This window comes from Kitasatospora sp. NPDC057904 (assembly GCF_042887925.1).
GTDB lineage: Bacteria > Actinomycetota > Actinomycetes > Streptomycetales > Streptomycetaceae > Kitasatospora.
Map to the genome: position 1 here is coordinate 69158 of NZ_JBHVOL010000022.1, position 14907 is coordinate 84064.

At 74.8% G+C, this 14907-nt stretch carries 12 protein-coding genes; 6 read left to right on the top strand and 6 right to left on the bottom strand.

Annotated elements, in window-relative coordinates:
* Window positions 1-732: 732 nt before the first annotated feature.
* The 5 genes from ACFVSN_RS36620 to fxsT all read left to right on the top strand — a co-directional run bounded on the left by ACFVSN_RS36620 (window position 733) and on the right by fxsT (window position 8196).
* Complete coding sequence (locus tag ACFVSN_RS36620) at window positions 733-1689, top strand: ABC transporter ATP-binding protein (RefSeq protein WP_387957729.1); 957 nt, start codon at window positions 733-735, stop codon at window positions 1687-1689.
* On the top strand, window positions 1686-2546 hold the full coding sequence (locus ACFVSN_RS36625) for an ABC transporter permease subunit (protein ID WP_380443283.1): 861 nt from the start codon (window positions 1686-1688) through the stop codon (window positions 2544-2546). Before ACFVSN_RS36620 ends, ACFVSN_RS36625 begins: the two co-directional genes overlap by 4 nt.
* A 34-nt stretch (window positions 2547-2580) precedes the next feature.
* Window positions 2581-3852, top strand: coding sequence for a sensor histidine kinase (locus tag ACFVSN_RS36630; protein WP_380443285.1), 1272 nt, complete (start codon window positions 2581-2583; stop codon window positions 3850-3852).
* On the top strand, window positions 3849-4517 hold the full coding sequence (locus tag ACFVSN_RS36635) for a response regulator transcription factor (RefSeq protein WP_359970122.1): 669 nt from the start codon (window positions 3849-3851) through the stop codon (window positions 4515-4517). The genes ACFVSN_RS36630 and ACFVSN_RS36635 overlap by 4 nt, the downstream gene beginning before the upstream one ends.
* Window positions 4518-4620: 103 nt before the next feature.
* A complete protein-coding gene (gene fxsT, locus ACFVSN_RS36640; protein WP_387957731.1) occupies window positions 4621-8196 on the top strand; it encodes an FxSxx-COOH system tetratricopeptide repeat protein in 3576 nt (1191 codons plus the stop codon).
* A gap of 75 nt (window positions 8197-8271) precedes the next feature.
* On the opposite strand, the gene ACFVSN_RS36645 is transcribed toward fxsT, so the two are convergent.
* From ACFVSN_RS36645 to ACFVSN_RS36665, 5 genes are all read right to left on the bottom strand, one after another.
* The gene (locus tag ACFVSN_RS36645; RefSeq protein ID WP_387957733.1) at window positions 8272-9357 is read right to left on the bottom strand and encodes a hypothetical protein; all 1086 of its coding nucleotides are present in this window, start codon (window positions 9355-9357) and stop codon (window positions 8272-8274) included.
* A 107-nt stretch (window positions 9358-9464) separates the two neighbouring features.
* Entirely contained in the window at window positions 9465-10868 is a 1404-nt protein-coding gene (locus ACFVSN_RS36650) for a serine/threonine-protein kinase (RefSeq protein WP_387957735.1), read from the bottom strand.
* Between the two features lie 2 nt (window positions 10869-10870).
* The gene (locus tag ACFVSN_RS36655) at window positions 10871-11647 is read right to left on the bottom strand and encodes a serine/threonine protein kinase (RefSeq protein ID WP_387957737.1); all 777 of its coding nucleotides are present in this window, start codon (window positions 11645-11647) and stop codon (window positions 10871-10873) included.
* A 103-nt stretch (window positions 11648-11750) separates the two neighbouring features.
* Window positions 11751-11981: a hypothetical protein gene (locus ACFVSN_RS36660; RefSeq protein ID WP_387957739.1), complete on the bottom strand. Its 231-nt coding sequence runs from the start codon at window positions 11979-11981 to the stop codon at window positions 11751-11753.
* A 431-nt stretch (window positions 11982-12412) separates the two neighbouring features.
* The gene (locus tag ACFVSN_RS36665; RefSeq protein WP_380443298.1) at window positions 12413-12895 is read right to left on the bottom strand and encodes an SRPBCC family protein; all 483 of its coding nucleotides are present in this window, start codon (window positions 12893-12895) and stop codon (window positions 12413-12415) included.
* Between the two features lie 64 nt (window positions 12896-12959).
* On the opposite strand from ACFVSN_RS36665, the gene ACFVSN_RS36670 reads away from it, so the two are divergent.
* Window positions 12960-13553, top strand: coding sequence for a TetR/AcrR family transcriptional regulator (locus ACFVSN_RS36670; protein WP_380496839.1), 594 nt, complete (start codon window positions 12960-12962; stop codon window positions 13551-13553).
* 119 nt (window positions 13554-13672) lie between these two features.
* Here the strand turns inward: ACFVSN_RS36670 and ACFVSN_RS36675 are convergent, their stop codons facing one another.
* Window positions 13673-14803, bottom strand: a complete 1131-nt coding sequence (locus ACFVSN_RS36675) for a protein-L-isoaspartate O-methyltransferase (protein WP_387957741.1) — start codon at window positions 14801-14803, stop codon at window positions 13673-13675.
* Between the last annotated feature and the right edge of the window lie 104 nt (window positions 14804-14907).

The following is a 14907-nucleotide window of genomic DNA, read 5'->3' on the forward strand; positions in this document are numbered from 1 at the left end:
CACACCGGTGATCCTGGACATCGCTCCGTGACGGGCGGCGCGGCAGGGGAGCACGCACCGCACACCCGCCGCCGCGCGGAGCGGCCGGGACGGCAGGGGGTCGTGGTCATCGCGCACCGGGGCCGGCGCCCGCCGGGGCCGGTGCGCGGGAGGGGATCAGCCGGCGGGGACGCCGTTGCCCGCGCCGCCGCCGGGCAGGGGCCCAGCAGGAGCCCGGGGGCCGTCCGGCGCGGATGCCGCCGGGGCCGCGCCCAGGGGCCGGGCAAGTCTTCGAACACTACGCACGGGCACTCCGGAAATGAAGAGAGACGCGCCCGGGAGACACCAGCACCCCCGAGCTGGCAAAGAAAAACAAGCGGGACGCTATCGGCCGCCAATCCCGCACGTCAACGCACGAGACCGCCACCGCAAGGCTTCTGACCTGCGGTCAAGCCCCGCACGGAAAAACACGGCCGGCCCGCCCGGCCCCGGGGTGCCCGAATGCGGACATTAAGGATGTATGAGAGAGCGCCGCACCCGCCGCCCGACCATCACGGTTCGGTGACGTTTCCTCCCCAACGTGACGGCGCACCCCCACACCCCGGCATCCGTCGTGAGATGTACACCGGGTGCATCGCGCGGCCCAGCGCGCCCCCCGCAAGATCCTCCCGGTGACCCTCGAACACCCCCCCACCCGGTGCCTAGCGTGGAAGACGACAACCCCGGACCGTCCCCCCTCCGCTAGGACCCGCCATGATCGAAGCCGTCGGCCTGACCAAGCGCTACGGCACACGCACAGCCGTCGAAGACCTGAGTTTCACCGTCCGACCCGGCATCGTCACCGGCTTCCTCGGCCCCAACGGCGCCGGCAAGTCCACCACCATGCGGATGCTGCTCGGCCTCGACACCCCCAGCGCCGGGCACGCCACCGTCAACGGCCGCCGCTACGCCGAGCACGGCGCACCGCTGCACGAGGTCGGCGCCATGCTGGAGGCCCGGGCCGTCCACACCGGACGCAGCGCCTTCAACCACCTGGCCGCCCTCGCCGCCACCCACGGCATCCCCCGGCGCCGGGTGGAGGAGGTCGTCGACCTGGTGGGCCTGCGCGAGGTCGCCCGCAAGCGCGCCGGCGGGTTCTCCCTCGGAATGGGCCAGCGCCTGGGCATCGCCTCCGCGCTGCTCGGCGACCCCGCCACGGTGATCCTCGACGAGCCGGTCAACGGCCTCGACCCCGAGGGCATCCGCTGGATCCGCAACCTCCTCAAGTCGCTCGCCGCCGAGGGCCGCACCGTCCTCGTCTCCTCCCACCTGATGAGCGAGATGGCCCTGACCGCCGAGCACCTCATCGTCATCGGCCGCGGCCGGCTGATCGCCGACACCTCGGTGGCCGAGTTCACCGCCCGCGCCGCCGGCAGCGCCGTCCTCGTGCGCACCCCCGACGCGGACCGGCTGCGCGAACTGCTCGCCGACCAGGACGGCGTCCAGGTCGAGAAGGCGGCCGACGAGAACGAGGAGAGCGACCGCCTGGAAGTCACCGGCACCGACTGCGAGCGCATCGGCCGCCTGGCCGCCGCCCACTCCCTCGTGCTGTTCGAACTCACCCCCAAGCAGGCCTCCCTGGAGGAAGCCTTCATGGAGCTCACCAAGGACGCGGTGGAGTACCAGGCCGTCGTCACCCCCGCCCAGCCGGTCAAGGAGATGGCCGCATGACCACCACCGCCACCCCCGCCGCCCCCGCCGCCGCCACCGCGACCCCGGCGTTCGCCCCCTCCTCCCGGCCCGCCCGCCCCGGCGTCACCCTCGCCCGGGCCGTCCACGCCGAGTGGATCAAGTTCCGCTCGCTGCGCTCCACCTACTGGACGCTCGGCATCACCGTCGCCCTCACCATCGGCTTCGGCGCCCTGCTGTGCTGGGGCACGGTCAGCCGCTGGGACCACCTGCCCGCCGACGAACGCATGCACTTCGGCGCCGCCGAGCACAGCCTCCTGGGCTACCACTTCGCCCAGCTGGCCATCGGCGTCCTCGGCGTGCTGATCATCACCGGCGAGTACTCCACCGGCATGATCCGCGCCTCGCTGTCCGCCGTCCCCAAGCGCCTGCCGGTGCTCTGGGCCAAGGCCGCCGTCTTCGGCGCCGTCGCCTGGGCCGTCTCCACCGTCGCCTGCCTGATCGCCTTCTTCGTCGGCCAGTCGATCCTCGCGAGCAAGCACCTCGACACCACGCTCGGCGCCCCCGGCGTCACCCGCGTCGTGTTCGGCATGGGCCTCTACCTCACCGCCGTCGGCCTGCTCGCCGTCGGCCTGGGCACCCTCATCCGCAACACCGCCGGCGGCATCGCCAGCGTCTTCGGCGTCCTCATGCTGCTCCCGCTGCTCACCGAGGCCCTGCCCAGCTCCTGGCGCGACACCATCTCCCCCTACCTGCCCGGCAACGCCGGCCAGGCCCTCGCCACCCTCCAGCAGGGCCCGCACGACCTCGCCCCCTGGACCGGCTTCGGCGTGATGTGCCTCTACGTCCTCGCCGCCCTGATCGGCGCCGCCGTCGTCCTCAAGCGACGCGACGCATGACAGCCACCCGCCCCGCCCGTGTGAGCATGGTTTCGTGACCACCGCCGAACGGACCCCCGCAGCCCGCGCAGGACGCCTCGGCGTCCCGCGCGGGCTCGCCCGGCTGCGCGCGGCCGTCCTCACCGAGCGCTACCCCGCCCTCGTCGACGCCGCCGCCGCCCTCGGCCTGCTCGTGCTCACCGCCCTGCCCCAGCGCCGCGAGCTGCACGCCACCCCCTGGCTCTGGGCCCTGCAGCTCGCCCTCGTCCTGCCGCTCGCCCTGCGCCGGCGCGCCCCCTTCCCGGTCTTCGCCGCGATCTCCCTGGCCGCCCTCGCCCAGTGGGCCACCGGCCACCCCATGCCCGCCGACGCGGCCGTCCTGCTCGCCCTCTACACCGTCGCCGCCCACTGCCGGCGCCGCCTGACCCTCATCGCCTACGGCGTCGCCGAACTCGGCGTCGTCATGGCCCTGCTGCGCTGGCCCCCGCTGACCGAACACGGCAACGCCGCCCACCTGCCGCTGTGGCTGCGCGTGTTCGTCCTGTTCTCCGGCACCGTCCTGGCCGCCGTCGCCCTCGGACTCAACGTCCGCGCCCGCCGCGCCCAGCTCACCGCCCTCCAAGAGCGCGCCCGCGACCTGGAACACCAGCGCGACCAGCAGGCCGCCCTCGCCGTCGCCGAGGAACGCTCCCGCATCGCCCGCGAGATGCACGACATCGTCACCCACAACCTCTCCGTCATGGTCGCCCTCGCCGACGCCGCCGCCTACGCCAACGCCACCGCCCCCGACAAGGCCACCGACGCCATGCGCCGCTCCGCCGAGACCGGCCGCCAGGCCCTCACCGACATGCGCCGCTTCCTCGGCGTCCTGCGCGCCGACGAACCCGACGCGCTGCGCCACCCCCAGCCCGGCATCGGCCAGCTCACCGTCCTCGCCGAACACGTGCGCGCCGCCGGCCTGCCCACCGACCTCCACGTCACCGGCGACAGCACCGCCGTCTCACCCGGCGCCCAGCTCACCGCCTACCGCCTCGTCCAGGAATCCCTCACCAACACCCTCAAACACGCCGCCCCCGGCGCCCGCGCCCGCGTCACCGTCCACGCCACCCCCGCCGCCGTCACCCTGGAGATCCGCGACGACGGCCGCCCCACCGCCACCGCCCCCGGCCTGGGCCAGGGCCTGGCCGGCATGCGCGAACGCGTCGCCGCCTACGGCGGCAACCTCACCGCCGGACCCGCCCCCGGCGGCGGCTGGCGGGTGGCCGCCACCCTCCACCTGACCGACGACCACCCCGGCGACACCGACGAGGAGCCCAGCCCCGCATGACGATCAAGGTCCTGCTGGTCGACGACCAGCCGCTGCTGCGCCTGGCCTTCTCCATGACCCTCGACTCCCAGCCCGACCTGGAGGTCGCCGGCGAGGCCGGCGACGGCGAGGAGGCCGTCCGCCTGGCCGTCGAGCGGCCCGTCGACGTCGTCCTCATGGACGTCCGCATGCCCGGCACCGACGGCATCGAGGCCACCCGCCGCATCGTCGAGCAGCGCCCCGACACCAAGGTGCTCATCCTCACCACCTTCGACCTCGACGAGTACGCCTTCGCCGGGCTGCGCGCCGGGGCCTCCGGCTTCCTGCTGAAGAACGCCGAACCGGACGAGCTGCTCGCCGCGATCCGCTGCGTGGCGGCGGGCGACGCGGTCGTCTCCCCGCGCGTCACCCGCCGCCTGCTCGACACCTTCGCCTCCCACCTGCCCGCCGACGGCCGCGGCGCCACCCGCGGCGAGGAGGCCGTCGCCGCGCTGACCGCCCGCGAGCGCAGCGTCCTGATCACGGTCGCCCGGGGCCTGTCCAACGCCGAGATCGCCGCCGAGCTCAAACTCGCCGAGGCCACCGTCAAGACCCACGTCAGCCGCATCCTGCTCAAGCTCGGCCTGCGCGACCGGGTCCAGGCCGTCGTGTACGCCTACGAGAACCGGCTCGTCCAGCCCGCCTGAGCACGCACGGCACGCACGCGCCCCGGCCCCTACGCAACCCGCGTGCGCCGGTCCACACTGGACGGACCCGTCCGAGTACGGACACCAGAGTGCCGGGGGACACATGGAGGCGTACTTCTTCCTCAGCTACGCGCGGGCGGACGACAACGGTTCGGCCGTCGCGGGCTTCTACCAGGACCTGCGCGCCGAACTGGCCCGGCGCGACCCGGACGCGGCCGCACTGCCGGGCTTCCGGGACGTCGAGCAGCTGTTCCTCGGGACCGACTGGGAGCTGCGGCTGTCGCGCACCGTCGCCCGCTGCCGCACCATGGTCGCGCTCTACTCGCCCGCCTACTTCGCCAGCGTCTACTGCGGCAAGGAGTGGACCGCCTTCCGCTCCCGCACCATCGCCTACGAACGCGAGACCGGCTGGGACAGCGGCGCCCTGCTGCCCGTCCTGTGGGAGCCCCTGCCCGCCGGGCCCGCCGCCCCCGCCGACGAGGTCCAGTACGTCGAACCCGCCATGGGGGAGCGCTACGCCGAACTCGGACTGCGCCGCCTCATCGAACAGGACCCGGGCGGAGCGGACTACCGACGCGTCGTCGAGGTCCTGGCCGAACGGGTCCGCCTGCCCGCCCAACGCGCCCGCCTGCCCGCACTCGCCGACCTCGACCTGCGGCACTACCCCGGAGCCTTCCCGCCCGGCCCCCGCCCCGACCAGCCCGCGGCCACCGCCGGCCACCACCCGCCCGCCCACCTGTTCGTCAGCTACGCCCCCGCCGAACGGATGTGGGCCGAGTGGGCCGCCACAGAGCTGACCGCCCTCGGCTACCGCACCACCCTGCACAGCGTCGCCGCCGCCGAGGAAGGCCTGCCCGTCGAGGCCGGCTGGGCCCTGACCGGCCAGGGCCGCGTCGTCGTCCTGCTCTCCGCCGCCTACCCCGGCCACCCCCGCGCCGAGCGCCTCTTCCGCGCGCTCGCCGGCCGCGAGGCGGCCCCGGGCGTGCCCGCCCTCGTCCCGGTCCGGGTCGGCGACCCCGACACCGCCCTGCCCCGGCTCTTCGCCGAGCGGCCCAGCGTCGACCTCGCCGGCTCCTCGGCCGCCGACTCCCTGACCCGGCTGGCCACCGCCGTCGGCCACCCCGCCCGGAAGAGCGCCGGCGCCCGCCCGTCCGCCCGCGGCGGCCACCCCGGCGACCTGCCCGCCGTCCTGGACATCCCCGCCCGCAACACCTCCTTCACCGGCCGCGACCGCGAACTCGAGGCCCTGCGCGACGGATTCACCACCGCCCCCGCCGGCGCCGTCCGCGTCCTGACCGGCCTCGGCGGCGTCGGCAAGACCCAGACCGCCGCCGAATACGCCCACCGCTTCCGCGCCGGCTACGACGTCGTGTGGTGGATCGGCGCCGAACAGCCCGAACTCATCGCCACCCGGCTGGCCGCCCTCGCCCCCGGACTCGGCCTCGAACACGGCGAGGACAGCCAGGACACCGCCGCCCGCGTCCTCGCCGCCCTGCGCCACGGCACCCCCTACCGGCGCTGGCTGCTCATCCTCGACAACGCGACCGGCCCCGACCAGCTCGCCCGCTGGCTCGTCGACGGCCCCCTCGGCGGCCACATCCTCATCACCTCCCGCAACCCCGCCTGGAGCGGCCGGGCCGGGGTCGTCGAACTCGGCGTCTTCCGCCGCACCGAGAGCCTCCAGCACCTCCACCGCCTCAACCCCGGCCTCGGCCACGACGCGGCCGACCAGGTCTGCGACCGCCTCGGCGACCTGCCGCTGGCCATCGCCCAGGCCGCCGCCTGGCTGCGCGAGAGCGGCATGCCCGTCACCGACTACCTCGACCTGCTCGCCGCCACCATGACCGAGATCCTCGACCGCACCCGCCTGCCCGCCACCGACTACCCGCGCTCGGTGGCCGCGACCTGGCACCTGTCCCTGGAGGAACTCCACCGCACCAACGCCCGCGCCGCCGAACTCCTCGAAATCTGCGCCCACTTCGGCCCCGAGCCGATCCCCACCGCACTGCTGCTCTCCCCGCTGCTGGCCCACCACCTCGGCCTCGACGGCGACGCCCTGGGCACCCGCCTGGAGATGGGCGAGCTCGTGCGCACCATCCACCGCACCGGCCTGGCCCGCGCCGACGCCGGCCGCCAGTCCCTGACCGTCCACCGCCTCGTCCAGGCCGTCGTCCGCGACCAGCTGCCCGCCCAGCGCGGCGAGGAGATGCGCCGCGTCGTCCAGCTCGCCCTCGCCGCCGCGGCCCCCTCCGACCCCGACCGGGTCGGCACCTGGGAGGCCTTCGCCGAGATCCTCCCGCACCTGTGGCCCAGCGGCGCCGCCGACTCCACCGAGGCCGACGTGCGCCGGCTCATCGTCAACTCCGTACGCTTCCTGTGGAAGCGCGGCCTCTACCCGGAGGCCAGGGAACTCGCCGAACGCACCCTGGAACGCTGGAGCAGGGCCGCCCCGGACGGCGGGCGCCCGGGCACCGACGGCCTCCAGACCGGCATGCTGCGCGTCCAGCTCGCCAACGTGCTCCGCGAACAGGGCGAATTCCGGGCCAGCTACACCATCGACCGCACCGCCCTGGAACGCTTCCGCGGCGAACTGGGCCCCCGCCACCTGCAGACCCTCATCGCCGCCGGCAACCTCGCGGCCGACCTGCGCCTGCTCGGCCGCTACCAGGAGGCCCGCGAACTCGACCGCGACACCCTCGACCACGTCCTCCAGGCGCTCGGCCCCGACCACCCGCGCATCGGCATGACCCTCCACAACCTGGCCGTCTCCGAGGACCTCACCGGCGACTGGCCCCGCGCCCTGGACCTCTACCGCCGCAGCTACCGCCGCCAGCGGCGCCTGCTCGGGCCCGCCGACCTCGACACCCTGCTCTCGGCCGCGGCCTACGGCGGCACGCTGCGCGAGATGGGAAGGTTACGCGAATCGCTGACCGTGCTGGAGGACACCGTCCTCGCCTACCAGCGCACCGTCAGCAGCCGCAACGCCCAGTCCCTGTACGCCAGGGCCGAACTCGCCGCCACCACCTTCCGCCTCGGCGACCTGCCCGCCGCCTGCGAACAGGCCGGCCAGACCTACCAGGACCTCGGCGACGTCCAAGGCCCCCACCACCTGCACTCCCTCGTCGCGGCCACCACCCTGGCCGCGGCCCTCCACGCCCGCGGCGACCACCAGCGCGCCGCCCGCATCGCCGCCCGCGCCCACCGGGCCGGCCAGGACCACTTCGGGGAGGCCCACCCCGTCACCCTCGCCCTGACCGCCGGCCTCGCCGTCCACCTCCGTGCCACCAGCAGCGCCGCGGAGGCCCGCTCCCTGTCCCACACCGCCGTCACCGGCCTCACCCGCGCCATCGGCGCCGACCACCCCTACCTGGGCGCCGTCCTGATCAACCACGCCACCGGCCTCGCGGAGACCGGGGAGAGCGAAGCGGCCGCCGAACTCGGCCGCCGCGCCATGGACCTGCTCACCGCCGTGGTCGGCGACACCCACTACGACGTGCTCACCGCCCGCGCCAACCTCGCCCTCGACCTGGCCGCCCTCGGCCACTACGCCGAGGCCGCGCGCCTGCGCGCCCGCTGCGCCCGCCAGGCCGCCGACGCCCTGGGCCCCGCCCACCCGGTCACCACGGCCACCGAAGCCGCCACCCGCCTGGCCGCCCACGTCGAACTGGTGCGGCTCTGAGACGGCCCGGGCCCCCGGCCGCGGGAGGGCCGGGGGCTGCGGACGGGCCGGTGGCCGCGGGCGCCGTACGGAGTGTCAGGGACGCGTGACGGACGTCGTGTTGGTGGCGGCGTTCCAGTGGACGGTCGCGTTCTGGAACTTCTGGACGCGCCCGCCCGGCTCGTCGGCCTCGTCGGTGACGGGGTAGCCGACGGCCTTCTCGTGGCCGGCGGCGTGGAAGGCGTCGTAGATGGCGCCGTGGACGACGTGCGCACCGGTCGGGGCGGACCACAGGATCACGGCCCGCTCGAAGAACTGGTAGCGCCCGCGGGTGCCGTCGGGGGCCGCGGCCCCGTCCGCCTCGTCCATCGTCGGGAAGCCCCAGGCCCGTTCGGCGTCGGTGGCCCAGAAACGGGTGAGGATCTCGCCGTAGACGGGGTGGGCCTCGTCCGGGTGCCACAGGATGATGCCGTTCTTGAACTGCTGGAAGCGCCCGCCGGCCGCCGAGTCGCGCTCGCCGCGGATCGGCGCGCCCAGCACGCTGTTCAGGCCGCCCATGGCGTCGTACTTGACCCGGATCGAGCCGTAGGGCATCAGGTCGTCCAGGCGGTTGTAGCGGCGCGAGGTGAAGCCGCGCAGCCCGTCGCCCCACGTGCGCTCCTCGGCGACGTGGCCGAAGTCGTACTCCTCGCGCACCACCGGCTGGGTGTGGGCGGCATCGGCCCAGCGCACGAACAGGGCGACGTGGTCGGTGCCGCCGGCGTCCTTGAGCAGCGCGTCGCCGGGCTGGAGGTCACCGGCCGGGATGTCGGCGGTCACGTTCCACAGCGTCCATGTGGTGAGCGAGGTGCCCAGGTGCCAGGCCATCGACACGAAGCCGGAGCAGTCGGGGCGGTAGCAGCCGAACTGGTTGCCGTGGCAGCCCTGCTGGCTGTACGGCACCTGCTCGGCGATCCACGACCACGCGCGGTCCATGACCTCGCCGCGCCCGATCGGGCCGTCGGTGTCGTAGTCGAGCGCGGCGGCTCCCGTGGCGGGGGAGCGGACGGGTGCGGCGGGCGCGGCGGACGCGGCGTTCGCGGCGTTCGTGGCGGCGGGTATCGCGCCCAGCGCGAGCGCGGCCGCCGCCAGGGCGGGGACCACGGCGCGCGCGGCACGGCGCAGGATCGGCGTAGTGCGCAAGGCTGGCTCCTGGGGGTCTGCGGTGGAAGGGTCCTGACGGACCGTCCGCAAGCTAGCCGCGGGCGCGCGGGGCCGGTACCCGGAACGCTCCGGATTGACCGGCCCCGTCAGCCAGTCGAGGATGGTGCCGGGCAGGCCGGCAGCTCCGGGCGGTCCAGGGTCCGCACCGCCGGCAGCCACACCGCCGGCTCCGACGGGCCCCCGGGCAGGCGCACCCGGAACCACCGGGGCGACTGGGTGCCCATCTCGTCGACGATCGGCACCCCGTGCGCCTCCTCGCACTCCGCGTCCAGCACGTCCCCGTGCCACACCCGGGTCGCCACCACGTTCCCCGCCAGGTACGGCTCGCGCGGGTCGATCGCCAGGCCCAGGCTGCACTGCGGATCCCGGCCCGGCCGGGTCTGGCAGCCCGGGTCCGCGTTGTACACCCGCACGTGCCCCGCCGCCGGGGCGCTGCCACCGGCGTCCGTCCAGCCCACCGCCACCGTGCCCGCCACCGCCGCCCCGGACGCCAGCACGGCCGCCGCTGCGAGCGCCGCGGGCCCGTGACGCCGCCGCCCGGGCCCGCCCCCACCCCGGTGGGCGCGGATGCGCGCGAGCAGGCTCTCGGCACTGTGGGCGGCGCGCTCGGCATGGGTGGGCGCCAGGCAGTCGGCGGCCAGCGCCCGCCAGAACGGCGGCACCCCGTCCGCCATCCGCAGCGGCGCCCGCCGCTCCGCGTACTCCTGGGCGGCCGCCGCCCGCGCCGCCGGGGTCGCGCCGGGAAACGGCGAGGCGCCGCGCGCGAACACCTCGTGCACGACGATCCCCAGCGCCCAGATGTCCCCGCTGGGACGCACGGTGACGCCCTGCTCGCCCAGCGGCGCCCGCCAGCGCTCGGGCGGCAGGTAGTCGAACGTGCCCATCGGCGGCGCGTGGCCGTGCGTGCCACCGGTCCCGGTCAGCTCGGTCGCCAGCCCGAAGTCCGCGAGCAGCACCGAACCGTCGGCGGCCAGCAGCACGTTGTCGGGCTTCAGGTCGCCGTGCACCCACCCGGCGGCGTGCAGGTGGGCCAGCCCCTCGCAGATCCCGGCGATCAGCGCGCCGCCCTCGGCCTCGGACACCTCCGCCGAATCCAGCAGGTCCCGCAGGCTGCGCTCCGCGCGCTCCATCACCAGGACGATCGCGCCGTCCAGGAACGCGTCACCCTCCGCGCCGAGCTGCACGGTGTCCAGCAGGCGCACCAGCCGCGGATGGCGGGTGCGGCGGGCGAACTCCACCTCGCGGCGCGCGGTTTCGGCGACCTTGGCGGCCTGGCGCGGCGTCAGCCCCGCGGTCGGCAGGATCTTCAGCGCGACCTCGACGCCGACCCCGGTGCCGCCCCCGTCCCCGTCCCCGTCACCGCCCTCGGCACCGCTTCCGTCACCACTCTCGGCGGAGCGGCCCGCGTACACACTGGCCCAGCCCCCGGCCGCGATCGGCCCGGTGACCTCCCAGCGCCCCACGCGCCGGCCCGGCGGCAGCGGGTGCACGCTCAGGCACCGGCGGGGCCGACCGGGCCGCGCGGCGGCAGCAGCGCCAGGTGCTCCTCGCGCACCAGCCCGAACCGCAGCGCGATCGCCACGATCGCCTCCCGCTTGCCGTTGCGCCGCCCGCCCCGCTCCTCCGCCGGGGCGGCGATGCGCATCTTCTCCTCGGCCAGGTAATCGATGTGCGAACTGACCGCCCGCGCCGTCAGCCGCGCGCACGCCCGATGACCGGCCAGCCGCTCCACGATCCGCGGCGTCGTCGGCACCTCCAGCGGCGACTCGTCACGCAGCCGCGGCTCGCACAGCGCCACCAGCACCAGGAAGTACGTCGCCGTCTCGTCCAGCGAGTACGCCGTGACCGTCCGCGTGCCCCGCAGGGCGTCGCCGCCCAGCCCGTCCGGATCCAGGTAGACGTGATCGGGGGCGAACACCTGGAAGGCCAGCGTCCCGCCGCCGTGCGTCGGCAGCACCACGCGCGAGAACTCGAACGGGATCGGCGCCCCCGCCCGCCGCGGCGGCACCCGCAGGTACTCCCCGGCACCCTCCGGGTTCTCCACCAGGTAACTCTGGCTCGCACTGAGGTTGCTCAGCTGCCAGTGGTCCTCCGTCACCCGGATCTCCCCGGCCAGCCGCGACACCGCCGCGTCCGCCAGCGCCAGCTCCACCGGCACCGCCGCCGAACCCCGCCCGAACCGCGCCACCTGACCGGGCCCCAGCCGCAGCGTCACCGCCCCGGCACTGCCGTCGCCCGCAGGCGGCAGATACACGACGACGCCACTCATGCGCCCGCCTCGCTGCGCTCGCTCACGGTCGCGCCCCCCTTCATCGCACCTCAGGGCGACGGTACACAATGTGCCGGGGCGATTGCGAAGCGTGTGCCGATCCTCACGAACCGCTGCTCCCACCACCGCCGTCACCGAGGCTGGTGAGGTCGGCCCCGTCGTTACGCGAACCGCGCCGCCGCCGCTTGGCCGCCGAGCGCACCACCTCGCCCGCCCCCAGCGTCACCGCCGCCACCGCCCGCACCCACCCCGGCCCGCCGCGCTGCGCCCACACGACGCACGCGCACCCGCCGCCGACGAGCAGCAGGACGAGAACCAGCACCACACCGACCATGCTCCGCACCTCTTCTTCGTGTTCGTATACCGCCGGTGATCTTCCCAGATCCCCCGATAGGTGAACGAAGCACTCGCTACCGGAATCTGATCTCACCGATGAGCCGGTGAAACCCGTTTCAGGGCGGACCTTGACGTTCCGTTCCTACAGTGCCACCCATGCCAACGACGTCAGCCACCCCCCGAAGGTTCACCCGCCGGTTCTCTGCTGCCGGAGTCCTCCTGCTGAGCGCGGCCACGGCGGCCGTCCTGCTGCCGGCCGCCGCCGTCCGCTTCCCCCGAACACGCCGGACCCCGGGGCGACCTGGACGCACGGCGGCGCGGTGAACGGGAGCGTCGGGCGGCTCTTCTTCACTTTCACCTGGGCGACGGCGCCCGCCACCTCTGCGCCTGGGCCCAGGCGCGGCCGGTCTGACCGCCGCGCCCGGTGGGTCAGTGCAGGAGGGCGTGCAGCAGCCGTACGTAGCGGCTCCAGCGGGCCGGGCGGGCCACCGTGCCCGAACAGGCCAGTTCGGCGCGGTCCAGGCTGTCCTCCAGGCAGGCGTCGTGGAGCGGGCGGAAGACGAGCGGCCAGGTGAGGCGCGCCGGGCCGCGGGCGGCCATGGCGAGGGTGTGGCGCAGCAGCGTGTGCTCTTCGTCGACGGCCAGGGCGGTGAATTCGTGGAATCCGTGGAAGCCGCGCGGCCCGCTGAAGGTGAAGCGCACCCATTGCGAGGGGACGTGGGCGGCGACGGTGTAACGGACCGGGCCGTGCCCGCCGACCGCCCCGGCCGCCAGGGGGCGGTCGAACTCCATCGACGGCCAACTGCCCTGCGGCCACAGCCTGTCGTCGCTGCTCGCCAGGGTGTCGATCAGCGCTCCCACCTCGCTTCGCTGCGCGGCCAGCAGGCGCTCGTGCACGTTGTAGACACCCATCGCGGTCTCCTCGGGTTCTTTTTAGAGGGCAATCTCTAATATTGTGGAGGGTACTCTCCAGTTCATGGCGAGACCACCCCGCTTCGATGCGAACCAGCTGCTCGACGCCGCCGTGCGGCTGGCCGCCGCCGGGGGACCGGCCGCGGTGACGATGTCCGCGGTCGCCACGGAGGTGGGCGCCCCGAGCGGCTCGGTGTACCACCGGTTCGCCGGGCGCTCCGCGCTGCTCGCCGAGGCGTGGCTGCGGACGGTGGAGGGCTTCCAGGACGGCTACTTCAAGGTCCTCGAAGCGAGCGGCGGCGACGCACGGCGGGCGGGCTGCGCGGCGGCGCGCCACGTCGTCGCCTGGAGCCGCGCCCACCCCGAGGAGGCCGCTCTCCTCCTCTACGGCGCCGAGGACTTCGGGCGCGCCGACTGGTCGGATGAGCACCGCCGGCGGGCGGACGACGGCAACCGCCGCGTGCGCGCCTCGCTGGCCGAGCTCGCCACCGCCCTGGGCGCCGAGGGCCCGCAGGCCGCCGAGCGGGTGGCCCTCGCCGTGGTCGACCTGCCCCTGTCCCTGGTCCGCCGCCACCTCCGCTCCGGCGACCCCCTCCCCGCCCACGCCGAAGACCTCGCCGAACAGTGCACCGCCGCCCTCCTGGGCCCGGCCGCCTGAGGACCGCCCCCATGGCCGCCCAGCCTGGACGGCAGGGCGGTGAGCGAAAAGTCGGCGGGCCCGACTTCTGGTGCGGGGCCCGGCCGCCCCATGCATGGGGCGGCCGGGCCGGGCGGAGGTCAGGCCACGGGGTTGCCGGGGTCGTCCAGCCAGACGGACTGCGCACCGTCCACGGCGATGGTCACGCCGAACCGGCACAGGTCGGGCTTGCCCTCCTCCAGCCACCACAGGCGGGCTCTCGTGATTTCGTCCCACAGCCGGCGGGGGCCGGACTGGTGGGCGGCGTCCTCGGCGTCCCATGCGGCGTAGCGGACGGATGCCCACGATCGCGCACCGTCCGAGAGCTGCATGCGGTAGGTGCCGCCGGGGTCGGCGCCGTCCCAGACGTGTTCGTACCGGATGCCCGGCACCCGAAGGCCGATGGCGAATGCGGCGTTCACGTCCTCCAGGGCCAGCTCCGGGTCCATCGTGGAAGGCCCTTTGCGGCCCGGCACGTCCGCTGGCTCGATCACGGGGTGCGGGCGCTGTGCCCGCATCCACATGAAGGAGACGTTGCCGACGAACCGGCCGTGCGAGGCCCCGCCCGGCCGGCCGACCACCAGGCGCAGCAGTCCGGCATTGGCGTACGGGGTGCCCCACGGGGTGACGATCACGCCATCGGGCCGGGTCTGTTCGATCCAGGTGGAGGGCACCCGGCGGACGGCCGCCGTCGAGTGGACGCGGTCGTAGGGGGCAGCGTAGGACCATCCCGCCAGCCCGTCGCCGACGACCCGCCGGGGCGCGAATCCGGCGGCGCCGAGTCTCAGCGCCGCCTCGGCTGCGATGGCCGGGTCGACTTCGACCGTGGTCACCCGGTCGTCGCCAAGCAAGCTGCACAGCAAGGCGCTTGTCCAGCCGGTTCCGGTGCCGACGTCGAGCACGTTGTGCCCGTCCCGCGCGTCCAGGTGGCGGAGCATGGTCGCGACCAGGGACGGCATGGACGCCGACGACGTGGCGATGCCCAGCCCGTTCTCGTGTCCGTCGTCGACCTGTGTGACGACCACGCCGTCGGCATTCACCAGCGACCACCAGGCGTCCGGGGCGTCGGCCTTGATGATCCGCCGGTAGCCGGTCGGTGCGTCCTCGTCCGGGGTCCACGCGGCGTCCGGAACGAAGGCAGAGCGCGGGACGCGCTCGAACGCGCCCCGCCACTCCTCGCCCAGCGCGCCGGCCTCGGTCAGCTCGGCCAGCAACTGCGCGTACTTGTCCATCAGTTGGCGCTCACTTCTTCGGTGGAACGGGCTTGCTTCTTGACGTCTCATCAGGTCTGCGGAACGGTGGGCGCAAGATGTGGCAACCGGCTTGGTATGGGAGG

Excerpts from the sequence above, each read along its gene's own strand:
- ACFVSN_RS36620 (WP_387957729.1), top strand. The coding sequence starts at position 733 with ATGATCGAAGCCGTCGGCCTGACCAAGCGCTACGGCACACGCACAGCC.
- ACFVSN_RS36625 (WP_380443283.1), top strand. The coding sequence starts at position 1,686 with ATGACCACCACCGCCACCCCCGCCGCCCCCGCCGCCGCCACCGCGACC.
- ACFVSN_RS36635 (WP_359970122.1), top strand. The coding sequence starts at position 3,849 with ATGACGATCAAGGTCCTGCTGGTCGACGACCAGCCGCTGCTGCGCCTG.
- fxsT (WP_387957731.1), top strand. The coding sequence starts at position 4,621 with ATGGAGGCGTACTTCTTCCTCAGCTACGCGCGGGCGGACGACAACGGT.
- ACFVSN_RS36655 (WP_387957737.1), bottom strand. The coding sequence starts at position 11,647 with ATGAGTGGCGTCGTCGTGTATCTGCCGCCTGCGGGCGACGGCAGTGCC.
- ACFVSN_RS36660 (WP_387957739.1), bottom strand. The coding sequence starts at position 11,981 with ATGGTCGGTGTGGTGCTGGTTCTCGTCCTGCTGCTCGTCGGCGGCGGG.
- ACFVSN_RS36665 (WP_380443298.1), bottom strand. The coding sequence starts at position 12,895 with ATGGGTGTCTACAACGTGCACGAGCGCCTGCTGGCCGCGCAGCGAAGC.
- ACFVSN_RS36670 (WP_380496839.1), top strand. The coding sequence starts at position 12,960 with ATGGCGAGACCACCCCGCTTCGATGCGAACCAGCTGCTCGACGCCGCC.
- ACFVSN_RS36675 (WP_387957741.1), bottom strand. The coding sequence starts at position 14,803 with ATGGACAAGTACGCGCAGTTGCTGGCCGAGCTGACCGAGGCCGGCGCG.